This is a genomic window from Massilicoli timonensis (assembly GCF_900199515.1).
Classification (GTDB): Bacteria; Bacillota_I; Bacilli_A; order Erysipelotrichales; family Erysipelotrichaceae; genus Massilicoli; species Massilicoli timonensis.
The window spans coordinates 2068918-2090366 of sequence record NZ_LT963434.1 but is presented as its reverse complement, the minus strand read 5'-3'; the positions used below and the strand labels follow the sequence as shown (position 1 = coordinate 2090366).

20 protein-coding genes and 1 rRNA gene are annotated in these 21449 nt (G+C 44.2%); 7 read left to right on the top strand and 14 right to left on the bottom strand.

What is annotated here, in order from left to right; translation table 11 throughout:
- A 16S ribosomal RNA gene (locus C1712_RS12510) occupies positions 1-117 on the bottom strand; the annotation flags it as partial.
- A gap of 208 nt (positions 118-325) precedes the next feature.
- Complete coding sequence (locus tag C1712_RS12505) at positions 326-862, bottom strand: DUF402 domain-containing protein (protein ID WP_102269690.1); 537 nt, start codon at positions 860-862, stop codon at positions 326-328.
- Between the two features lie 113 nt (positions 863-975).
- Here C1712_RS12505 and C1712_RS12500 point away from each other — a divergent pair, with 113 nt between their 5' ends.
- The 3 genes from C1712_RS12500 (at position 976) to C1712_RS12490 (ending at position 2243) form a co-directional block, all read left to right on the top strand.
- Entirely contained in the window at positions 976-1176 is a 201-nt protein-coding gene (locus C1712_RS12500; RefSeq protein ID WP_102269688.1) for an oxidoreductase, read from the top strand.
- Entirely contained in the window at positions 1177-1458 is a 282-nt protein-coding gene (locus tag C1712_RS12495; RefSeq protein ID WP_102269686.1) for a spore coat protein, read from the top strand. It abuts the gene before it with no gap.
- 302 nt (positions 1459-1760) lie between these two features.
- Complete coding sequence (locus C1712_RS12490) at positions 1761-2243, top strand: GAF domain-containing protein (RefSeq protein WP_102269684.1); 483 nt, start codon at positions 1761-1763, stop codon at positions 2241-2243.
- A gap of 279 nt (positions 2244-2522) precedes the next feature.
- Here the strand turns inward: C1712_RS12490 and C1712_RS12485 are convergent, their stop codons facing one another.
- The 5 genes from C1712_RS12485 to C1712_RS12825 form a co-directional block, all read right to left on the bottom strand.
- Complete coding sequence (locus C1712_RS12485) at positions 2523-3383, bottom strand: patatin-like phospholipase family protein (RefSeq protein ID WP_102269682.1); 861 nt, start codon at positions 3381-3383, stop codon at positions 2523-2525.
- A gap of 68 nt (positions 3384-3451) precedes the next feature.
- Positions 3452-4990 carry a cardiolipin synthase gene (gene cls / locus C1712_RS12480; RefSeq protein ID WP_102269680.1) on the bottom strand — a complete coding sequence of 513 codons (1539 nt, stop codon included), beginning with the start codon at positions 4988-4990 and terminating at the stop codon, positions 3452-3454.
- Between the two features lie 81 nt (positions 4991-5071).
- Positions 5072-6010, bottom strand: coding sequence for a M28 family peptidase (locus C1712_RS12475; RefSeq protein ID WP_102269678.1), 939 nt, complete (start codon positions 6008-6010; stop codon positions 5072-5074).
- Positions 6011-6417: 407 nt separating this feature from the next.
- Positions 6418-8472: an autotransporter outer membrane beta-barrel domain-containing protein gene (locus C1712_RS12470; protein WP_102269676.1), complete on the bottom strand. Its 2055-nt coding sequence runs from the start codon at positions 8470-8472 to the stop codon at positions 6418-6420.
- A gap of 255 nt (positions 8473-8727) precedes the next feature.
- The gene (locus tag C1712_RS12825; protein WP_178200439.1) at positions 8728-8874 is read right to left on the bottom strand and encodes a hypothetical protein; all 147 of its coding nucleotides are present in this window, start codon (positions 8872-8874) and stop codon (positions 8728-8730) included.
- Positions 8875-9048: 174 nt separating this feature from the next.
- On the opposite strand from C1712_RS12825, the gene C1712_RS12465 reads away from it, so the two are divergent.
- Positions 9049-9393, top strand: a complete 345-nt coding sequence (locus C1712_RS12465) for a helix-turn-helix domain-containing protein (RefSeq protein ID WP_178200440.1) — start codon at positions 9049-9051, stop codon at positions 9391-9393.
- Between the two features lie 56 nt (positions 9394-9449).
- Here C1712_RS12465 and C1712_RS12460 read toward each other — a convergent pair whose 3' ends face one another.
- Positions 9450-9749: an AzlD domain-containing protein gene (locus C1712_RS12460; protein ID WP_102269673.1), complete on the bottom strand. Its 300-nt coding sequence runs from the start codon at positions 9747-9749 to the stop codon at positions 9450-9452.
- 1 nt (position 9750) lies between these two features.
- Positions 9751-10455 carry an AzlC family ABC transporter permease gene (locus tag C1712_RS12455; protein ID WP_102269671.1) on the bottom strand — a complete coding sequence of 235 codons (705 nt, stop codon included), beginning with the start codon at positions 10453-10455 and terminating at the stop codon, positions 9751-9753.
- Between the two features lie 241 nt (positions 10456-10696).
- Here C1712_RS12455 and C1712_RS12450 point away from each other — a divergent pair, with 241 nt between their 5' ends.
- The 3 genes from C1712_RS12450 to C1712_RS12440 are packed head-to-tail and all read left to right on the top strand — an operon-like array spanning position 10697 to position 15240.
- Positions 10697-11194, top strand: a complete 498-nt coding sequence (locus tag C1712_RS12450) for a MarR family winged helix-turn-helix transcriptional regulator (protein ID WP_102269670.1) — start codon at positions 10697-10699, stop codon at positions 11192-11194.
- On the top strand, positions 11187-13391 hold the full coding sequence (locus C1712_RS12445; RefSeq protein WP_102269668.1) for an ABC transporter ATP-binding protein: 2205 nt from the start codon (positions 11187-11189) through the stop codon (positions 13389-13391). Before C1712_RS12450 ends, C1712_RS12445 begins: the two co-directional genes overlap by 8 nt.
- A 1-nt stretch (position 13392) precedes the next feature.
- On the top strand, positions 13393-15240 hold the full coding sequence (locus C1712_RS12440) for an ABC transporter ATP-binding protein (RefSeq protein WP_102269666.1): 1848 nt from the start codon (positions 13393-13395) through the stop codon (positions 15238-15240).
- A 73-nt stretch (positions 15241-15313) separates the two neighbouring features.
- Here C1712_RS12440 and C1712_RS12435 read toward each other — a convergent pair whose 3' ends face one another.
- The 5 genes from C1712_RS12435 to C1712_RS12415 all read right to left on the bottom strand — a co-directional run bounded on the left by C1712_RS12435 (position 15314) and on the right by C1712_RS12415 (position 21410).
- The gene (locus C1712_RS12435; RefSeq protein ID WP_180963194.1) at positions 15314-15913 is read right to left on the bottom strand and encodes a hypothetical protein; all 600 of its coding nucleotides are present in this window, start codon (positions 15911-15913) and stop codon (positions 15314-15316) included.
- Positions 15914-16078: 165 nt separating this feature from the next.
- On the bottom strand, positions 16079-16960 hold the full coding sequence (locus C1712_RS12430) for an aminoglycoside 6-adenylyltransferase (protein WP_102269662.1): 882 nt from the start codon (positions 16958-16960) through the stop codon (positions 16079-16081).
- A gap of 15 nt (positions 16961-16975) precedes the next feature.
- On the bottom strand, positions 16976-18613 hold the full coding sequence (locus tag C1712_RS12425; RefSeq protein WP_102269660.1) for a putative manganese-dependent inorganic diphosphatase: 1638 nt from the start codon (positions 18611-18613) through the stop codon (positions 16976-16978).
- Between the two features lie 189 nt (positions 18614-18802).
- Complete coding sequence (locus C1712_RS12420; RefSeq protein ID WP_102269658.1) at positions 18803-20773, bottom strand: sensor histidine kinase; 1971 nt, start codon at positions 20771-20773, stop codon at positions 18803-18805.
- Positions 20721-21410: a response regulator transcription factor gene (locus C1712_RS12415; RefSeq protein WP_102269656.1), complete on the bottom strand. Its 690-nt coding sequence runs from the start codon at positions 21408-21410 to the stop codon at positions 20721-20723. The genes C1712_RS12420 and C1712_RS12415 overlap by 53 nt, the downstream gene beginning before the upstream one ends.
- Positions 21411-21449: the final 39 nt, after the last annotated feature.

The window sequence follows — 21449 nt, the reverse complement described above, 5'->3', positions numbered from 1 at the left end:
TACTCACCCGTTCGCCACTGACTTCCAATGAGCAAGCTCATCTTCCGTCCGTTCGACTTGCATGTATTAGGCATGCCGCCAGCGTTCATCCTGAGCCAGGATCAAACTCTCCATTTGATTTAGCTCTACGCTTTCTAGCGTCCTTTTCCTTTTTCTTGAATCATTTCGATTCGGGTTTGAATTGACGTTTTCCTGTTTAGTTTTCAAAGACCGACTTCTCGCACCCCTTTTCGGTGCTCGCTTATAATATCAAATTCTTTCCCCTTATGTCAATCCCTTTTTTTATTTTTTTCGCTTTTTATGCAAATTACGCCTTTTACTTCTTCTATTTTCCGTTATGTTTCGATAAATACTGATAACGCCGGTATAACTGTTCGATCTCTTTTTCATCAAACGGACTTTCACGCCGTTCGATTTTTTTGATCAATTTCTCCATTTCCAGCCCGATCGCCCGCTTTAATTGCTCGCTGTATCCCATTTCCGCTCCATGCTGGGCATACTCATCTTCATCTAAGATCAAGTAACTGCCGTCCGGATGTACTTTCACATCCAGATCATAGTCGATATTCTTGATCGCTTCTCCATCATAAATGCTGGGGGAAGCCAAATTGCAATAATAATGGATACCGGTCTTGCGGATCATGCTGATCACATTAAACCACTGATTCGGATAAAAAAAGCAGATTGCCGGTTCTCGGGTGATCCATCTGCGGCCATCGCTTTCCACTACACAGGCACGATCGGTTACGGCGACGATCCGTTCTTTGCTTACTTCGATCACAAAGCCCTTGATCCATGTCCGATGCAAACTGCCGTCATGCTTATAGCTTTGAATATATACATAGTCTTTTTCTTTCAGCATGCCGTTCACCTCGCTCGTTTTTATATTATAGCAGACTTTTGCGGCAGATAACAGATTTCATGTATAGGAATTTCATGGCTGGACAAACTGTAATTGAAAGGAGCGAACGCACAATGAATATTACACTATTAACACCGAAAGACTGCTTATATCTGGAAGATCTCCTAAATCAGACCTTCACCTGTCTGAAGCGTTTTGAAGAAGAAAGCGCCTTACTGACAACCCCGGAATTAAAGACCACACACAAAAAAGTGATGAAAGACATCAAACAGCTTTATCAGACGATGCTTTCCATCATCGAGGAGGTAAACTAAATGGCAAAGGAACAAAACAACGGATACTGTGAGCAGGCAGTCATCAGCGAAATGCTGGGAACACTCAAGCATCTGAAATCAGAATTCAATCTATTGACGCAGGAGGCCGGAACCCCGGAATTATACACACAAGCAAAAAAATTGTATGACAAGATCTCAAGCGTACAGCGCGATGTATATGATGCGATGGTAAAGCAAGGCTGGTACCATCCAACCGCTGAAAAAGCGCCGGCCATTTCCAAGATCTATACAAAGTTTTCTAAAAAAGCGGAAAATTTATAGGCATAGCAGGCATATGCTGCTAACAGTCAAATGCCCAAAACACAAACAGCGGGAACTTTTTGTTCCCTTTTTTATAACAGCCTGCTGCTGATTTGTGATCGCCCCTCTGTTTATTCTTACGATTATCTGTTATGATAACAATAGAAAAGGATGGACACTGACCAATAGATGCATAGAAAGCAGCTGATCGGTTTCATTCGCCGCAGTGTGTTTGGTCATTTTTCGACTATCCTTTTTATTCATGATCAACTACCGAATCAAATAAAATGCCATCTGATCAATAACAAGCTAGGAGGAATACCATGATCCATCAATCCGATAAAGATACGCGCCTGTGCCAGCAGTTGCAAGCACTGTGTGAAGAGATCGACGATGTCGTTTCGCTGTTTGCCAATACCAGCGCCTTTCTCAACGAGGTGCTGGAAGACATCAACTGGGTCGGCTTCTATATTGTAAAAAACGGCGCTTTGCAGTTAAGTGCCTTTCAAGGAAAGCCCGCCTGTGTCAAGATCGCAAAAGGCAAAGGCGTCTGCGGCAGCGCCTATGCCAAACGCAAAGTACAAAGGATCGCCAATGTGCATGCTTTCAAAGGACATATCGCCTGCGACAGCGCCAGCAATTCTGAAATCGTCCTGCCGATCATCATCCATGACGAAGTATTTGCGGTATTGGACATCGATTCTCCAAAATACGACCGTTTTCAAGCAGAAGATGAACACTTTTTGCGTGCATGCGTCATGATCATCGAAACGATTTTGACAAATATTTTGAAAAATGATCTTTGAGAAACCCACAAGGAAAATCACAGAGCTATGTTTTGAGAAACATCTCACGCAGCACATCGCTTAAAACTGTTTGATTTACAATTTCTCTTTCCCGGCGCTTGCTTTTTCAATCAATGTTTTTTCGCTAATATTTTTATCTTAACCAAAAAAAGGCGTCTCTTGCAATAGATCCAAAACTCCTATCGGTTTTACGGATCTGCTTGCCAAAGACACCTTTTTCTTTGTTTCATACTGTACTTTGTACCATCTGTTCTTTACATGCCTGAACGAGATACCTTTTTATTCTTCACTTACGAATCGGATGATCTGATCCAGTCGTTCCTTAGTATCGCGATATCCTAGATCAAACCACTTCTGCAGCGCTTCCTGATCATTGGTATAGCGGGTAATGCCATAATCGGCGCTTGGCCGCAATACGAGCGCTTTCCCTTCTTTCTCCAAACGGGTAATCAGATCCCATTGCTCCTGATAGCGTTCATGACGCTTTTCCAGATTTTTGCGGATCGCTTTATTTTTCGGATATACGAGTGAACAAAGCCGCAGCTGCCATTTCGGCGCCGGTTTGCGCACATAATTTGCTTCCTTTGTCGAAATGAATACATGCTTGCGATTGCCTTGACGAATCGACTGTTCGATCGGGATCATGTCGATCAGCCCCGCATCCATATATAATCCATTCAAAAACCGATATGGTTTTGTCAAAAGCAGCAGCGCACAAGCCGCTTTCACCAAATTCTGATCGTTTTTTGTATAATAGCTTTTGTCATAATACTCCACTTGATTGGTTTCCATATTATAAACACCGATGTCTAAACGCGTACTGCTGGATGCAAAGGTTTCATAATCCAGCGGCGCATTGCGCTCGATGAATTGAAACGTCGCTTCGATCCCAAACACACCGTGTTCATGGATCAGCGGCGACAATCCTACCGCACCCTTCTGCGATGCGCTGTCCACTCCGGTTACACGCAGACGTTCTCTTTGCCGCGATACATAAGGAAGCAGGTTCTCCGCTCCTGCGCTGATTCCTACCGCATAAGGAAAATATAATTCATGATCGAGGAAGCACTGTAACACCCCTGAGGTGTACGCTGCTTTTGTCCCTCCGCCTTCGCAAATAAGTCCAACTTGTTCTAACATCGTTCTATCTCCTTATCTTTATGGCATTCATTGTAATCAAACAGCTTGAAAAAAGCAAGCCGCGGTCGCTACATCATCGGTGCAAGCAGATTGAGGATCGCCCGCATCATGCGCACCGGCAGCCTTACATTCTGCACTTCTTTCAGCGTTACCTGATGGCATTTGGCGAGTGTATCCAGATAATCCAGTTTCAAAGCATTCACAACACTGCTTTTATAAAACCACACACCGCACTCATAATGCAGATAATAGCTGCGATAATCCATATTGATCGTGCCGATGATCGCCATTTTATCATCGGTTACAAAGGTCTTTGCATGAATGAAGCCCGGTGTGTATTCATAGATCTTCACTCCTGCCTTTAACAGCACTTCGTAATTGGCGCGCGTGATCATAAAGGCATAGCGCTTATCCGGAATATGCGGCACCATGATGCGCACATCAATTCCGTTTTTGGCAGCCAGCACCAGCGATGTCTTCATTTCATTGTCAATGATCAAATACGGGGTCTGCGCATACACATAGTGATTGGCTCCATTGATCATATTGATATGACTGTATTCGCCGACATGTTCGCTGTCAGTAGGGCTGTCGGAAAACGGCTGCACATACCCATCATTTCGCATGTTTTCACAAAAGGCGGGATCCGGCTGATAAGACAAATAATCATCTTTGATCTTTTCATCATAATTCCAAAACTGCAAGAACATCAACGTGAAATTCCAGACCGCCGCACCCTTCAGCATGACCCCCACATCTTTCCAATGCCCATACGGCGAATTGATATTGATATATTCATCTGCCAAATTGATGCCGCCGGTAAAGCCGACTACACCGTCGATCACCACGATCTTACGATGATCGCGGTTGTTCATCTGCATCGCCAAACGCGGTTCGATCGGGTTGAATACTTTGGTCTTGATGCCATATGCGCGAAGGGTCTTATCATAGTCCTTCGGCAGTTTGAAGATACAGCCTGCGTCGTCATACATCAATCTGACATCGACGCCTGCTTGAACCTTGGCCTTTAAGATATCCAGCACCGCATTCCACATCTTGCCCTCCTGGATGATAAAGTATTCCAGAAAGATGTAGCGCTTCGCCTGCTTCAATTCCTGTAACAGCGCTGTAAATTTCTCTTCGCCGACTTTGAAATAAGTCGTTTCGGTATGGTCGTAAATAGGGAAATGCGCATTTTTCCAAACATAGCGCGCCTGTTTGTGCGCTGCCGGATCGTGTTCTTTCAGATCATCTAAGATCCGATGCTCCTGTCCCAAGATATCGCTGATATCGCGCTGAGAAAAATAATCACGCACCCGCAGCTCCTTTGGTACCTTCTTGCCGCCGAATAATAAATAAAGCAAGCCGCCGAATACCGGAAATGACATAATGCACATCACCCATGTCATCTTATAATTCGGATTGTCATCTTTGTTAATGACATAAATACTCATGACGACGCTCAAAAATAAAAGGAAGAAATAGAAAGTAATAAAGTATTCGCTTAATGTAAATACGACACTTCCCAATATAATCAACTGAACCAAGATCAGCATCGCCACGATAGCCGGTTTGCTGGTTAAAATATTCATCAGTTTCTTAAACATCTTATTTCTTCCTCCTTTCCTTTTTTCGTTTCGGTTGTTTGATACGATCGCGATTGCTGTATGTTATCACACCGCACGATTTTATTTCTGATTGTTTTTCAGCATGGAAACGATGACTTCCAGCTGTTTTTCATCTACCTGATCATCATGATTGCGGCGTAAACGATCGATATACAGATTGTGTTTTTCATCATAAACACCGCTCGCCACCACGATGCCTTTTGGAAAATACTGCATTGCGGACTGCACCAGCATCTCGCTATCCATGCTTTTCGATGCAACGCGATGATGCTTGCCCGCCGCCTTGATCAGTTCCTGGGCATTCTTTTTCTGTCCCTTGGTATAGCCGATCACCAATTCGCCTCCGGCACCGACGCCATTCAAAGTGATGACCTGCGCACTTTTTTTCAATTCATCTAACCGCAGTCTTACATAATAAGCACCGTAAAATTTACCGCTGTTTTGATCGGTAAAGACAAATGCGACATTTCGCTTTTGTTCTTTTTCAAGCGAAGCCGCCAGTTCCAGTGCTGTCGCAACACCGGCATGATAGATCGCATTTTTTCTGGTAGGGATGCCTTTTGCCAAAAGTGCTACGATCAAAACCAGCAGCACGATTCCCGCGATATAAGCAGCGCTGACTGCCTCCGGGGTCGGCATGAAATAAGGAATGCCATACATCAACGCCAGCATCAAAAAATAAAGCAGAAAAATCGGCACATACATCGGAAACAGTGATTTTCTTGCAGATAAATTGCCGTCTAAAGGATAATACAGAAACTTATGCCAGAATACTCTGGAAGGTGTGTCATAAGGGACGACGATGATCGTCTTGGCCTGCTTCAGATTGCCTGCCACGATATTTCTGACACTCGTAAAGTATTTTTTATGCCGGATCGTTTCACATAGATATCCCTGCTTTTCCATTTCATCGCTGATCCATGCGGCAGCGTTTTGCTTTTGGCGTTTAGAAAAGCGCACCGGCAAATGTTTTGTTAAATATTCTAAATATTCCTTCATCTCTTACGCTCCTTTGTTTCTCATAACGGTTGCTTGACACAGCACTACGATTTAACTATTATACCGCATTTGTTCTGTTTTTTATAGAGGGAAACAGCAGGAATTAAAACTGAAGCGGAAACGATGAAAAGCGACAACCAACACCTGTTTTTATCAGGAAAGGTAATGATTTGTATCTCATTCATTTTTTCTTCTGTAAAAAGTGGTTAAGCGGAAAGGAGCAAGACCTGCCCCATAGTGTTAAGTGCTGCGGCAGTTTTATAAAGATACCACATTTTCATTGAATGTTTAGATGCGATAAACCAATATGCACCGGCAGATTACAACTTTCCTCTAAAAAACGCCCTGCGCTCACATCACACAAGACGTTTTATTCAACACACAATCGTTATCTTAGTTTAGATGCATTATATTTTAGTTCTCTCAGCAGTACCAAGCGTATGTAAAATAATGCCAGACCCGAGTAACAAAACAAGCCACAATGCCGCACTGCCGTTGTCGCCGGTAGAAGGCGTTGTCGTTGGTTGTTCGTTCAATTCACCTGTTGCTAAAATTTCTACAGCTGCTTTTTTATAACCGCATACCGTACAGACTTCATGCTTCAATCCATTTTCAGTTGCGCTCGCTTCCTGATCGATTACCCATACAAAGGTATGCTTCCCTTCATTTATATTTTCTTTGCAGGTGCAGACTTGCCAGTGCATCTGCTCATTTGCTTCCCATGTATCCAAGTTTTCATGATGAGGCAGTTTTGAAAGAATCGTATCGGCATAAGTAATTTCCTTTTTTGCATCTTGATCGGTAAAATATCGATCACAGTCATCACAATGCCAATATGTGATATTGCCTTCTTGTAAATGGGTAGCTGAAGCGGCATTCACTTTTTCTAAATGCTTGTGGTGCATCACATCCACGTTTCCATATGCATTGCCGCAGACGGCGCATACTGCGCACTGCACACAATCTGCTATGCCTCCCACATGGCTGTTGCAAAGGAGCGTACCGTTGTTAACGATACGAATGGATCCGGTTATTGTTCCATTGTTGGTAAAGGTAGTACCCTTTTCGATTGTAAGTTGGGAACCATCAGCAAAGTTCAACGACGAACCGAAAGGCAGTACCACATCATTTGACAAAGATAAAGTGCCGATGAGAGTACCGTTGGTTTGATGAAACAATGCTGTATTTTCGATTTCACCTTCAAATGTTTCTGCACCTGATGTTACGATCCATGAATGAGCAATGGATGCAGTGCCATCTGCCAAAATACCTTCATTACCTATAACACCGTTTGCATATACGGCGCTGTTTGTGATTGCCACGTCTGCTCCTGAATAAATCGCAACATCTTCTGCTGCGGTTGCGTTCACCACGCTGTCAGAGATCATAACGTCTTCACTGGCATTGATCGCAGCATAATAGCCATTCGCATCTATCTCTGCTTTCTCACTAATTATGATCGTTTCCGGTGAGAAGATTGCGGCATCGCCTCCGGATACGGCACTTACTTTGCTGTTTTTGATCACAATGCCGCCATTGCCGTAAATTGCCGGAAATGCACTTTCATCTTCCGCATTGGCAATCACCGTTGCCCCCTCGCTAATCGTTATCGGACCATCCCACGCATAAATCGCATTTACCTCTCCATTTAGAGCCGTCGCATCAACCGATCCGCCAGAAATCGCAACTGATTTTCCATTGATCGCAGCATCGCCAGATATAATAGATACCTTACTGTTTTGCGTCGTAATATCGCCGATCGCTGTTGCGATCCCACCTATATTCGCCGTTACGCGAACATCGGAATCGGCAATCGTAATGTCGCCGCTTGATGCTTCTATACCACTGTAAGCACCATTTGTACAACGAGAAGAAGCGATCAGTGTGCTGTTTTCAACCGTGATCCCTTTTGTAGCGTAAATGCCATGATAATTCGCTGCACTTGAGCTTACATTCGACTTGTTCCGCAACAAGATCGATCCACTGGCATGAATACCGGCATTACTGCTGCCCGTCGTGCTGGCAGTTACCTTTGCTTGATCGATTGTGATATTTCCAGATCCTTGAATTGCATAAACGCTTCCCTCAACACGCAGGCTGCCTTCTCCGCTAATTTCCAAATTGCCGTTTTGTGTGATATAGATTGCTTGATCATGGACAATCTTATTTTCTCCTTTTACCACAATCTTTAATCCTACCCCTCTTGTATCGTAAATCGCCGCCATAGATGGATTGGTCGTTGGTGCCAATGTGGCGTGATTCAAGGTAAGCGTATTGGTATCTGCATCATATGAAACAGTACCATCCCCAAAAACATCCGCCTTTGTTTGTGTCAATGTAACAGAACTTGTACCATTGCGTACTTGCAGATTGCCTGCCGCAAAAACATTTTTTGGTGATACGGCGACAAGAAATCCCAAGCAAATAACGGTAAATAAACTGAGCCACTTTTTCACTTTCATCATTACTCTCCTTTCTGAAAAACACTCGTTATTTCTTGCACGCAAAAGGCGCATCTCGCCCATAAAAAACAGGACGAGATGCGCCTATAAAATCGGCATCATGCTCCGCTTGATGAGAAAAATTAGGCAGACTTAGGTCTTGCTTGCTTGCTTGCTTGCTTGCTTGCTTGCTTGCTTGCTTGCTTGCTTGCTTGCTTGCTTCATTATGCCGCGTCTTTTCATCTCTGTCAAGCCCCTTTCCTTAAATTTTACATTTTAATTATAGAGAAAAAAACTCCTTATTGCAAGCGTTTCCATATCGAGTTGATCCACTTCCCATCGATCGCTCATATATACCATCAAACAGCCGACCATCAGTACCAATAAGATCAATGCGATCCACAGCCACCTTTCTTTTTTCACTCTATCACCCACTCTATTTTATGCACCATGTGGCAAAGTGTTTTTCCCTTCCCAGCCACATTTGAAAATACGCAGTTCGTGTAGTTTTCAAATTCACTTTCTTAATCTCGAATATCTACATCTTTCGCCATCTTCATCACTTATAATAAGTTTATAAATTATAGGGTGATGATCATGAGAAGAACGCTGGGAGATACGATCTTATCTGCTATTGAATTAAAGAATATGACACAGAAACAGGTGGCTGCCGCACTGCATATCAGCGCCACCACTTTGAACGGCTATATCAAGAATCATCGCATCCCCGATCCGGAAACACTGGGAGCGATCGCCTCCTATTTAGATTTAGATCTTAATGAGCTGTACCGGGTCAAACAAAACAAGGAGCAGGATGCACCGCTCATCATGAACCAAGAAGAAGCGCGCATCATTCGCATCTATCGCCAGTCCGGTACCGAAACCAAGGCATTGCTTCGCGATCTGTTTCATATCATTGAAAAACGAAGTCAGCTGAAATAAGCATACGACTTCGTTTTTTCTCTATTCAAAATAATTGATTCAAAAAAAGGATTTGATCATAACAGCAGCTCACAGAGATACACTGCGATCACTGCCGCAACTGCCACAATGACCATGTCTTTTTCTCTGTAAGCGAGATAGGCGCCGCATCCCAAGCCGCACGCTGCGCTCACCACACTGGACGTACTGTAAAAAACAGCGGGAATCGTCATTGTACCAAGAACTGCATAAGGCACATAATGTAAAAAGGAGCGCACCCATGGATGTGTAATTTCTCTATGAAAGAGTACCAGCGGCAACATCCGGATCAAATAAGTAGTCAGCGCCATGACCAAAATAGCGAGCAATGGATTCATATCAACATTCCTCCTTGATCGGGAATAAGCAAGCCCCCATACCGGCTGCTAATAACGTGCAGATAATGATGACAAAGCCGCTGGAGATTTGATCAAGTCCCGGCATCCAGTGAAAAAGACAGCTTAAGAGAACCGCAAACAGCACGACCATGCGCACCTCCTGTCGCTTTTTGGCAGGCGGAATAAAGATTGCCAAAAACATACCGTATATCGCAATGCCCAGTGCGCTGCGCAGACTTTCAGGAAGCAGGGTATTGATAAAGCCGCCGCACAGCGTGCCAAGCGTCCACATGATGATCGGCAGAACCATCAAAGCAAACTGATAGTATTTCGTATTTTTACCGGGCCTGGCACTGGCGCTCGCAAAGATTTCATCAGTATTGGCAAATGCGATGATCAACCGATCTTTTATCGTTACCTCATGATCTAATTTCTGTGATAAAGAAAGCGACATCAGCGCATAACGCAAATTGATGACAAGCTGGGTCAAGGCCAATTCGATCAGCGAACCGTTTTGCACGATCAGCGGTAAAGAAGCGAATTGCCCGGCGCTGGTCATATTGGTAAGCGACATCAATGCCGCAATCCACGGTGAAATGCCAACGGAAACCGCCTGCATGCCAAAGGCAAAGGATACCGAAAAATACCCCATGCCGATCGCTATGCCGTCTTTTAAGCCGTTTCTTACTTCCTGCCTTCGTTCCATTGCCCAATCCTCTTTTCGCCTTTATCCCAAAACACCGGTCTTTTTTATCAATATTTGCATGTTCTTATTTTATCTGTCCATTATTATAATAGAATTTACCCAAAATGAATAGGGCATTTTGCCAATCCATTTGCTTCACATGTTTTCACATCATCTTTTGAAGATCATTTGATTGACTTTTATAAACAGTTGACTATAATAATCATTAACATTGTTAATTATTTTGAAGGGAGGCGGTTTTATGAAAAGCAATGAAACGGAAGAACTGCTTACTGCCATGCATCGCATCAAGCGGTTCATGCAGGATTTTCACAGCAATCAAAATGACTGTTTGCCACAGTTTGCTTTCTATCTCTTAATGCAGATCAAGGAGCAGGCCGTTTTGGTCACACTTGACCAACAAATGCGCCGTTTGACACGGATCAGTGATCTATGCCAGTCTGCGGAAGTATCCAAACCGGCCATTTCCAGAGCCCTGCGCGATTTAGAGGAAAAGGGCTATATCGAGCGTATCAACTCAAAGCGGGATCGTCGCAATGTCTATGTTTATTTGACTGAACCCGGTGAAAACGTGCTGCATCGGCAAAAGGAAGTGATGGATCGGCGCACGAACCTATTTATTGAAAAGCTCGGTGAAACCGACCGTAGCCATTTCACCCGCATCTTAAACCGTATTCCTGACATTATGCAGGAAGTGATGAATGAAACAATGTTGAAAGGAAAGGATAAAAATGAGTAAACTATTTCGTTATCTAAAACCGTTTACCGTTATGATCGTCGCAGCGGTGGCGCTGCTGTTTGTCCAGGCGATGTGTGATCTCGGTCTGCCTAACTATATGTCAGACATCGTCAATGTGGGCATCCAAAACAGCGGCATCGATCATGCTTCACCTGACATCCTATCGAAAAACGGTATGCAGCTCATGCAGCTGTTTATGAATGAAAAAGAAATTGCACTGGTAGAGGACGCTTATACAAGTGAGATAAGCGAGCGGCGCGACAGCTTATCAGACGAAGTGCAAAATACGACGCAAACCGTAGAACTGCGCGATGTAAGCAATGAGCAAAGAGAAGATCTGGACAGTGCTTTCGGCAGCGCGACGACACGCATGCTAACGTTTTTGAACAGTATGGGAACAGAAGCGAATACAACGCAAAGTGAAGCAAACATGGAAAACATCGACATGGAAGAAATTTACAAGATGCTGCCGATGCTTGCCGCGATTCCACAAGAACAGCGTGTGCCGCAAACCCAAAGCAGTGATTTAGAAGCAAGCTTAAGCACCCAGACCGCTTCGGTGATGACCTCTTTGTTTTATCAGGAACTGGGCATGGACCTAGATGAGATACAGATGCAGTATATTTTATCGACCGGTCTGAAAATGCTGGGCATCTCTTTGCTCGGCGTGATCGCGGCGGTTTCCGTCGGCTTTCTGGCATCCCGTATCGGAGCCGGCTTTGCCCGAGGACTGCGCAAGGATCTCTTTGAAAAAGTGGAAAGCTTTTCCGCCAAAGAATTTGACCGCTTTTCTTCTTCCTCATTGATCACACGCACCACCAACGATATTACCCAGGTGCAAATGGTGATCATTTTAGGCATCCGTATGCTCGCCTATGCACCGATCATGGGGATTGGCGGTCTGATCATGATCATGGGAAAGAATACTTCCATGACATGGACGCTTGCCGTGGCGCTGGTGCTGTTATTTGCCTTGATCGGTGTGATCATGAAAGTGGCAATGCCGCGCTTTCGCATCATGCAGAAGCTGATCGACCGGATCAATCTGGTCGCCAGAGAGAATCTAAGCGGTCTGCTCGTCGTAAGAGCATTCGGTTCACAGGAATTTGAAAAGAATCGCTTTGATCAGGCAAACCGCGATTTGACTGCCAACTCATTATTTGTCAATCGAGTCATTACCGTAATGATGCCGGCAATGATGCTGATCATGAATACCCTGACGCTGCTCATCGTGTGGGTTGGCGGACACCAGATTGCCGATGCGAATATGATGGTCGGCGACCTCATGGCCTTTATTCAATACGCGATGCAGATCATCATGGCGTTCTTGATGATTTCCATGATCTTCATCATGGTACCGCGTGCTTCTGCCTGCGCCCAGCGTATCAACGAAGTATTGCAGACAAAGCCAAGTATTGAAGATCCGCTTGAACCAAAACCATTTCAGGAAAATATGCGCGGCGTTGTGGAATTCAAAGATGTTTCATTTCGCTATGACAATGCCGATGAATATGTGATCTCGCATGTTTCCTTTACCGCCAAGCCGGGTGAAACGGTTGCTTTCATCGGTTCGACGGGAAGCGGCAAATCAACGCTGATCAATCTGATCCCGCGCTTTTATGATGTAAGCGAAGGCGCCATTCTCGTAAACGGCGTCGATGTCCGGGAAGTGAAGCAGCATGACCTGCACGAACAGATCGGCTATGTAGCGCAAAAAGGCATTCTGATGTCCGGTACGATCGCCGAAAACATCGCCTATGGCAACCCGAACGCCGATCTATCGGAAATCAAGCAGTTTGCGCAGATCGCACAGGCTGAGGAATTCATTGAAAGCAAAGAGAACGGCTATCAAGATCTGATCGCCCAAGGAGGCGCCAATGTATCCGGCGGACAGAAACAGCGTCTGTCGATCGCCCGCGCACTCGCAACCAAAGCACCGATCTATATCTTTGATGATTCGTTTTCAGCGCTGGACTTTAAGACCGATGCAAAGTTAAGAAATGCGCTGCATGAGAATTTAAGCGATGCGACGCTGCTGATCGTTGCCCAGCGTGTTTCCACTATCATGCACGCCGATCAGATCTTAGTGTTAGATGAGGGCAAAGTCGTCGGCAAGGGCACACATGAAGAATTATTGAAAACTTGTCCGACTTATTATGAAATCGCATCTTCACAGCTGTCAAAGGAGGAATTGTAATATGAGCGAAAAAACAACGAATCCAAGACGCAGAGGGCCGATGGGACATGGTCCTGCTATGAGCGGTGAAAAAGCCAAAGACTTCAAAGGTACATTAAAGAAATTGCTGCACTATCTGGGCAGTTATAAAATTACGATGGTAATCGTCATGGTCATTGCGGCGCTGGCAACCATTTTCATGATCGTCGGGCCGAAGATCCTGGGTGAAGCGACAACGGTTCTATTTGAAGGACTGATGAATCTGATCGCACAAAACGGCAAAGGCTTTGACTTTGACAAGATCGCCAGGATCTTATTGTTCCTGCTGGGACTTTATATCGTATCAGCGGCATGTAACCTCGTACAGGGCTTCTTAATGACCGGTATTTCCAATAAGATCGCCTATAAGCTGCGGAAAGAAATCGAAGAAAAGGTGCATAAGCTGCCATTATCCTACTATGACACACGTCCATACGGTGAAGTGCTGTCCTTAGTTACCAACGATGTCGATGTGCTTCAGCAGAACTTAAATCAGATATCGACACAGGTCATTACCAGTTTGACCCAGCTGATCGGCTATCTGGTCATGATGTTTTCCATCAGTTGGCAGATGAGCCTTGTGGCGCTGCTGATCTTGCCGATCTCCATGCTGTTTATCATGGTCGTCATCAAGTATTCACAAAAATACTTCCGCCAGCAGCAGGATTATTTAGGACATGTAAACGGACATATCGAAGAAATGTATGGTGCGCATACGATCGTAAAGGCCTATAACGGCGAAGCGCGCTCGGTTGCACAGTTTAATGAATTAAACGATTCGCTTTACAACAGTGCTTGGCGATCTCAATTCCTTTCCGGTCTGATGATGCCGATCATGAGTTTTATTTCCAATATCGGTTACGTCTTAATTACCATCTTAGGCGGTTTCTATGCGGCGCAAGGAACGATCACGATCGGTGATATTCAGGCTTTTATTCAGTATGTACGCTCCTTCAACCAGCCGATTCAGTCGATCTCACAGATTTCCAATACGATGCAGATGACGATGGCGGCTGCGGAACGTGTCTTTGCTTTCTTGGAAGAGCAGGAAGAAACACCAGATCCGGTAGATGCGTTGAGCACCGAAGATCTGAAAGGCGAAGTTTGGTTTGCCCATGTCAATTTCGGCTACACCTCGGACAAGACGATCATCAACGATTTTACCGCTGTGGTAAAACCGGGACAAAAAGTGGCGATCGTCGGGCCGACCGGCGCCGGTAAAACAACGATGATCAAGCTGTTGATGCGTTATTATGATGTTACCCAAGGGGCGATCTTGATCGATCAGTTAGATATCAAGCAGTTTAAGCGCAATGATCTAAGAGGCTTGTTCGGCATGGTATTGCAGGATACTTGGCTCTATCATGCTTCATTAAAAGACAATATTCGCTATGGCAAGCAGGACGCTACCGATGAAGAAATCTATGCGGCCGCAAAGGCAGCACAGGTCGATCACTTCATCCATACCCTGCCGGATGGCTATGACAGCATCTTAAATGAAGAAGCCTCTAATATTTCACAAGGTCAAAAGCAGCTGCTTACCATTGCCCGCGCCATCTTGGCAGATCCACAGATCTTGATCCTTGATGAAGCCACTTCCTCTGTCGATACTCGAACGGAAATCAGTATTCAAAAAGCAATGGATAATCTGATGAAAGGCAGAACATCCTTTGTCATTGCACATCGTTTATCGACGATCCGTGACGCTGATATGATCTTAGTCATGGATCACGGCGATATCGTAGAAAAAGGAACACATGAAGAACTGCTTGCGCAAAACGGTTTCTATGCCAAACTCTATCAATCACAATTTGAAGATAGTGATGCTTAAAAAAACTTCGGGTCATTCCGAAGTTTTTTTCATCTTTCCTGTTCATTTTCAAAAATGCTTGATTACGATCCTGTTACTTTGCATCTAATTCTTTGATTTTTTCTTCTGAAAGCACTTCGCCCGCAGGTACTAGCAACCCATCAGAATCAATCATTTTATTCCATTTCTCTGTACTCTTATCCTTTTGATAATCAGCGATTGGAACAATGGATATGCCCAAAAATATCACTTCCATTCTAGCTCCATCTGTCGTTGTGATTGTATGCCCTTCTTCATTTAATTCCCATGGCATTCCATCAATCATTTCAGTTGGAACAGGATTAGATCCCTCTGTATTATAAAGTGTATTATAACGATATCCAATCGCCAGTTCTGCCTCCTCTAAAACAAGTTCATCCGGCATTTCCGTAAGATCCTCTGCATCAATAAGTGTACCCGCTGTAAGTGCTTTTGTTGCTTCACTATTCATTGTTTGATTTGGAAGGTATTTCGCTTGCTCAGCTAGGCCGATTTTGATACTATCTTGCTCATTCTGCTTTTCTTTTTCAACATTATCTTCTTTCGGTGCTTCTTCTTTTATATCGCTGCTCCCACAGCCGACAACACCGACCCCCATCATACCTACTAATAAAATCATCATCATTTTTTTATAAAAAGCCTTGCTTTCTCTCATAGTATTCATTTCCCTTTTCCTTTCCCGCTTATTTATTCAATACCAGTATATATATATATATATATATTGTCAAGCGCTTACAACAGGAAAAAGAGACTTATTGATCTGTCTTTTTCACACCATATAGCGATTAAAAAAGAGCAGCTTTGCCCTTTTTCTACTATTTCATCTCTCGTAAATCGCCTTGGCATCTGCCGGCAGTCCATGCACATGGCGTAAATGCGCATAGGCGGCATCGGCTTCTTTTTGATCATAGTGATAGCCATAGCGCTTTGCCAGCTCCTGCGCGGTTTCCATAAACAGATCGCACATACAGAAAACTGCTTGCCAAAGATCTGCTATCTCAAAACCGGCATAGGTATGCAAAAAGCGATTCCAGACATCCCTTTCCAGATAGTCCTCAAGGTACTTGCCGCTTTTCCCGCAGGAAACCTGAAAATCATGTGCAAATCCGACCTGCCAGTACAACAGCCTGATAAGCTGTGGATGACTGCCCTGATACAGCGCATCATGCACATAAGGGACTTCCTTTCGCCACAATCCCTTCGCTACATTATTCAGGCACCACCAAAACTCATTGCAACATGCCCAAAACTGCTTCTGTGTCGGCTTTTTCACATAATAGAAAGCATCACTTGGCAGATGCCGCTCATCAAAACGATGCTCTTTATCAAGCAGCACCACATACATACCGTCCTCTAAAAACGTATGATCCTGCTTTGTTACCACATGCAGATCTAAGCGATTGCCATCCGCAAGCTGGATCAGCCAGCCATAGCATTGATCAAAATCCACCGGCAGACCATTGCATCGATCCACTTCATCGGGACGCTGTGCATAAAGCCGCTCGCCGAAACGATCGATCCAAGAAGCATCTTCATAAAACGGCTTTGTTTCCTCCACCAGATAAACAATGTCGTAATCTTGAAACAAATCCCGCTTTGCATGAGGATTGGCACGAGACCCATTCATCCATACCGCTTTGATGCGTTCATCCAAACGTGCTGTTTCAATGATCAGTCCCAGCATTTCCTTTTCATCACGCATCCCATCACCTCTTTATCAAAGCGATACTTCCTTCAATACTTTTGAGATTGCCGGAATCAGCTGTTTTTTACGCGATACGACATTCTCCACAAAATACATTTTTTCCTTCTGCGCATCTTTGAATGCCTGATCGATGATCCAGCCCTTGCTTCCCACAAACACCAGATTGCTGCCCTTGCCTTCCGCATTGGTAAAGACCATCATCAGCAGATCATATTGATTCGCATTATTGACCTTTTCCATGTAATTGACAAACTCTTTCTTGATGATCTCCAGTTCACGAATATCCAACAGATTGATTTGTCCGATCCCCAGTCTGGTGCCTTCTATGGAAAATTCCTTAAAATCATTATAAAGAATTTCCCCGAAAGACTTAAAACGCAGCGTCGCCACCGATTCATACATTTCTTTGGCGAGCGCATCCGTATCAATGCCCGCAAGCTGTGCCAGATCATCGGCAATCGAGCGATCCAGTGCCGTTGATGTCGGAGAATTAAAATTCATCGTATCCGATATGATCGCACAACATAATAATCCCGCGATCGTCGGTGTCGGCTCAATGCCCTGCTCTTTATACATCGTCGCAATAATGGAACAGGTGCTGCCGATCTGCTGGTTGCGAAAATTGATCGGATTGCTCGTTTCAATATCGCCGATGCGGTGATGGTCGATGATTTCCAGCACTTCTGCCATTTCCAGATCATTGATGCTCTGTGAACGCTCATTATGATCCAATAAGATCAGCTTCTTTTTTTCATAATTGAACAGATGAAAACGCGATACGGCGCCGATGACCCGTTTATGCTCATCCAACACCGGATAACTTCTGAAACGCGTCTTGCTCATCTTATCCGATACATCATCGACAAATTCCCGATCATGGAATACCATGACATCTAAACCCATCACATTGTCGATCGAAGGTGTCTGATAAATCAAGCGCGCTGCCTGCAATGCGTCATATGGCGTAGAGAGGATCGAACAGTCCCGTTCTTTTGCCAGATCAATGATTTCCTCGCTTACCTGCGGATTGCCGATCACGATCATACAGCTTGCCCCCTGCAAGATCGCTTTCTTTTGAATATCCGGCTGATTGCCCAGCAGCACGATCGAATTTTCAAAGACATCTTCACAATCCGCCAGATCGCCTGACACCAAAATATGCACATAACCGCTGCTTTTATACAGATCGCTTTTTACGATATAGGTCGCATTCAATGTTTTCTGTATATTAGATAGTGGGGTCTTCATCATAAATTCACGGATGTTCTTAAAATCACTCATCAGCACATTCGATAAGCTCGACATCGAAACGACACCGATCAAACGCTGCTGCTCGTCCACGACAAACAGTGATTTATTCTTGATGCGAATGATCAGATCCCACGCCTCTTTGATCGTCGTATCGGGACTGACCAGTTCTGCCTGATCCATGTCGATGTCGCTTAGCTTACAGCGGGCACTGTGAATGAGCTTAGGCAGCGGCGCCTTAAACTTATTCAGGACAAATTCCGTTTCTGTGTTCAGTTCGCCCAGGCGACATGCGATCGCATCAATTCCGCAGCTTTGCTTCAGATGCGCATAAGCGATCGCCGCACAGATCGAATCAGTATCGGGATTTTTATGACCGGTAATATAAATAGCACGATTCATAATGGTTTCTCCTTTTCTATCTCATATCGTAATTATAATATAATCAAACTGAAAAAGCACGTTTCAAAAAAAGAAAGTGTAATCGTTTACAAAATCATCTTTTTTTATACAATCCCATTCCCCGCAAATGTCCTATGCAAAAAAAGAAACGCCGCACGACTGCTGACATTTCTTTTGATATCCATCTCTTTAAGCGATATGCGAGATCGGGAAATGCAGAAACAGGATAAATTCCTCTCCTTCCTTTTTCGCCTCCATTTTACCGCGGTGCCGCTCCATGATCTTATAAATGCTTTTTAAGCCGATGCAGTTGCTCTCTGCTTCACTTTGTCTTTTACAGCTGTTTTTGATCATGATCGTAAAACGCTTATCTAAAAACAGTTTGATCTCTACGCCCTCTTTTCTTGCATATTTCATCAGATTGGTGCGTACATTGTCAAACACACGCTCCATCTGTCTGCGGTCGATCTCGACCAGTGCATCCTGCGATAATTCATCCATCGCAATGTGAAAACCGTTTAATTCCAATTCCTCTTTCATGTTATCCACGATTTCCATAAACTGAAAGATACTGATTTCCTGTAATTCCAGCGGTTCTTCGGAAAACACCATAAAGTAATTAAACAAAGAATCCGCCCGATCTTTCAACTGCCCACATTTCTCCATGCACTTATGCAAATATTCCGATAACTGCTCCGGCTCATATTTTTCATGCTGCAGGATCTCCAAATACCCCATGAGCGAAGTAAGCGGCGTACGCAGATCATGCGACATCGCATTGATGAGTTCCTGATTGGCCCTTTTCGCTTCTGCTTCTTTCTCCATGTTCTCAGAAAAGGATATGCGCATATGGTTCAGATGATCGCCCAGCTGCCCGATCTCATCGCTTGATTCCTGAAATACCTCATGATCCCAATCCCCATTTGACAATACTTCGATATCGTCATAAATATAACGGATCTCCGTTACTTTTTTCTGCGTAAAAGATAAACTGATGATGAGATATAAAGAAATGGCAATCATTGCAACCACGATGACATATGGCAATACCAGTTCCACTAACGGATAATAAATGATCCATAATTCTCCGATCCCATCTGCCAGCTGTGCCGGATAAATCCTGATACAGGGATTGGCAACGATATTGACATTATACATGCTTCCGCGAACAAAGCGCGTTTCTGTGTTTTGGTACGATCCGGCATAATAAAACGTGTTTTCATCATATAGATAAACATTGAGATCTTCCGGTATCAGCGCCGCAATATCTTTGCTTAACGCCTGCGCATTGGCGCTTTCTGATGATTCATCGACATGAAAACGGTATTGCTTTTCTTCGATCATCGTCTGTACCTGTTTGGCAACGGCATCGACATCCTGCCTTTGATAGCCGATTTCATTGACAAACTCAAAAAAACTGTAACGGTTCTCATATAAAAAGAAAAAGGTGGAAGCTGCCAACAGCACCGCAAATAAATTGACTGCCAGCAGTTTGACAGAGAGATGATGCAGCCATTTCAACGCGGGACTTTTCATAAGCCGCTGCGTGATCCGGCTGCCCAAATGATGGCGGTGTGACAGATAAAGTCCTATGGCAATGATCAAGCCGACAAGCAGCGCCAAAAGCAGACAGACCGTCCTTGCCATCGCATAGAATTCACCAAACAGCGGATACAGCGTGATCTCGCCTGCCTTGTCATTACCAAAGGTCAGTGAAAAGCTATAAGCATACTCTGCTCTATAACTGCTCATAGGTGAAATATAAGACTGCACATACATATTGTAGTACTCTTCCGCTTCTACCTCGGATTGTGTATCGGTCCAAGTGCCTTCGATCAATACCATGAAGTCATAGTCAGATCCGAGTTCTTCTCTGATGATCGTTTCCGCTGCCTGTTTATCCCCTTGACCGGGATCATATTGCAAAAAGGCTTTCTTTATGTTTTCCACCTCCTGCAAAGTAGGCGAAGGATCGATCCGGTTCTTTTCCACCCAGTAATCCAATACGTCATTGCGATACGCATAAAGCGTAAAGAAGGTGACCACACTGATCAGCAGCACTAAGTAAACTCTGATGAAAAAGGCGCTTTTCTTCATCTTATGCGGTTTATTCAAAGCGATATCCTTTTCCCCAAACGGTTTTGATGTAGCTTGGCGCATCACTGTCCACCTCCAGCTTCTTTCGTAAATTCCGGATATGTACCATTACGGTATTATTGGCCGTATAGAAATACGGTTCTTTCCAAATGCTCTCATACAGATTCTGGATCGAATAGATCTTGTGCGGGTATTTCATCAGCAAGTACAAGATCTGGTATTCCAGATCGGTCAAATTGACCAGTTTCCCGTTTTGATAAACGACATGGGTATTCGTATCTAATTTCAGATCCTGTCTTTGTAAAACCGGTTCTTCGACTTCTTCTCGTTTTCCCTTATAGACCTGATATCTTCTAAGCAGCGCTTTGACGCGGGCAAGCAGCTCATTGTAAGAAAACGGCTTTGTCAAATAATCATCGCCGCCGCTGGAAAAGCCTAATGCTTTGTCCTGATCCAGCCCCTTGGCACTTAAAAATAAGATCGGCGCATTGGAAAATTCACGGATCTTGATACACGCCTGAAAGCCATCTGTCTGCGGCATCATGATATCTAAAATGATCAGATCAGCTTGTTTTGCCAAAGCAATGGCATCACTTCCGTTAGATGCTTCCATGATCTCATAACCCTCACTGCCTAATAATACGCGGATCACTTCACGAATCTCCTGATTATCATCTACGACCAATATTTTATTTTGCATATGACCATCCTCTTCTCCTATTCTTTGTCCTCATTATAC

Bases quoted from the DNA above. Each gene is read 5' to 3' on its own strand.
- C1712_RS12430 (WP_102269662.1), bottom strand. From the start codon at position 16,960: ATGCGTGATGAAAAGGAAATGCTGGGACTGATCATTGAAACAGCACGT.
- C1712_RS12485 (WP_102269682.1), bottom strand. From the start codon at position 3,383: ATGTTAGAACAAGTTGGACTTATTTGCGAAGGCGGAGGGACAAAAGCA.
- C1712_RS12495 (WP_102269686.1), top strand. From the start codon at position 1,177: ATGGCAAAGGAACAAAACAACGGATACTGTGAGCAGGCAGTCATCAGC.
- C1712_RS12490 (WP_102269684.1), top strand. From the start codon at position 1,761: ATGATCCATCAATCCGATAAAGATACGCGCCTGTGCCAGCAGTTGCAA.
- C1712_RS12445 (WP_102269668.1), top strand. From the start codon at position 11,187: ATGAGTAAACTATTTCGTTATCTAAAACCGTTTACCGTTATGATCGTC.
- C1712_RS12440 (WP_102269666.1), top strand. From the start codon at position 13,393: ATGAGCGAAAAAACAACGAATCCAAGACGCAGAGGGCCGATGGGACAT.
- C1712_RS12450 (WP_102269670.1), top strand. From the start codon at position 10,697: ATGAAAAGCAATGAAACGGAAGAACTGCTTACTGCCATGCATCGCATC.
- cls (WP_102269680.1), bottom strand. From the start codon at position 4,990: ATGTTTAAGAAACTGATGAATATTTTAACCAGCAAACCGGCTATCGTG.
- C1712_RS12500 (WP_102269688.1), top strand. From the start codon at position 976: ATGAATATTACACTATTAACACCGAAAGACTGCTTATATCTGGAAGAT.
- C1712_RS12460 (WP_102269673.1), bottom strand. From the start codon at position 9,749: ATGAATCCATTGCTCGCTATTTTGGTCATGGCGCTGACTACTTATTTG.
- C1712_RS12415 (WP_102269656.1), bottom strand. From the start codon at position 21,410: ATGCAAAATAAAATATTGGTCGTAGATGATAATCAGGAGATTCGTGAA.
- C1712_RS12505 (WP_102269690.1), bottom strand. From the start codon at position 862: ATGCTGAAAGAAAAAGACTATGTATATATTCAAAGCTATAAGCATGAC.
- C1712_RS12425 (WP_102269660.1), bottom strand. From the start codon at position 18,613: ATGAATCGTGCTATTTATATTACCGGTCATAAAAATCCCGATACTGAT.
- C1712_RS12435 (WP_180963194.1), bottom strand. From the start codon at position 15,913: ATGAGAGAAAGCAAGGCTTTTTATAAAAAAATGATGATGATTTTATTA.
- C1712_RS12465 (WP_178200440.1), top strand. From the start codon at position 9,049: ATGAGAAGAACGCTGGGAGATACGATCTTATCTGCTATTGAATTAAAG.
- C1712_RS12475 (WP_102269678.1), bottom strand. From the start codon at position 6,010: ATGAAGGAATATTTAGAATATTTAACAAAACATTTGCCGGTGCGCTTT.
- C1712_RS12455 (WP_102269671.1), bottom strand. From the start codon at position 10,455: ATGGAACGAAGGCAGGAAGTAAGAAACGGCTTAAAAGACGGCATAGCG.
- C1712_RS12420 (WP_102269658.1), bottom strand. From the start codon at position 20,773: ATGCGCCAAGCTACATCAAAACCGTTTGGGGAAAAGGATATCGCTTTG.
- C1712_RS12470 (WP_102269676.1), bottom strand. From the start codon at position 8,472: ATGAAAGTGAAAAAGTGGCTCAGTTTATTTACCGTTATTTGCTTGGGA.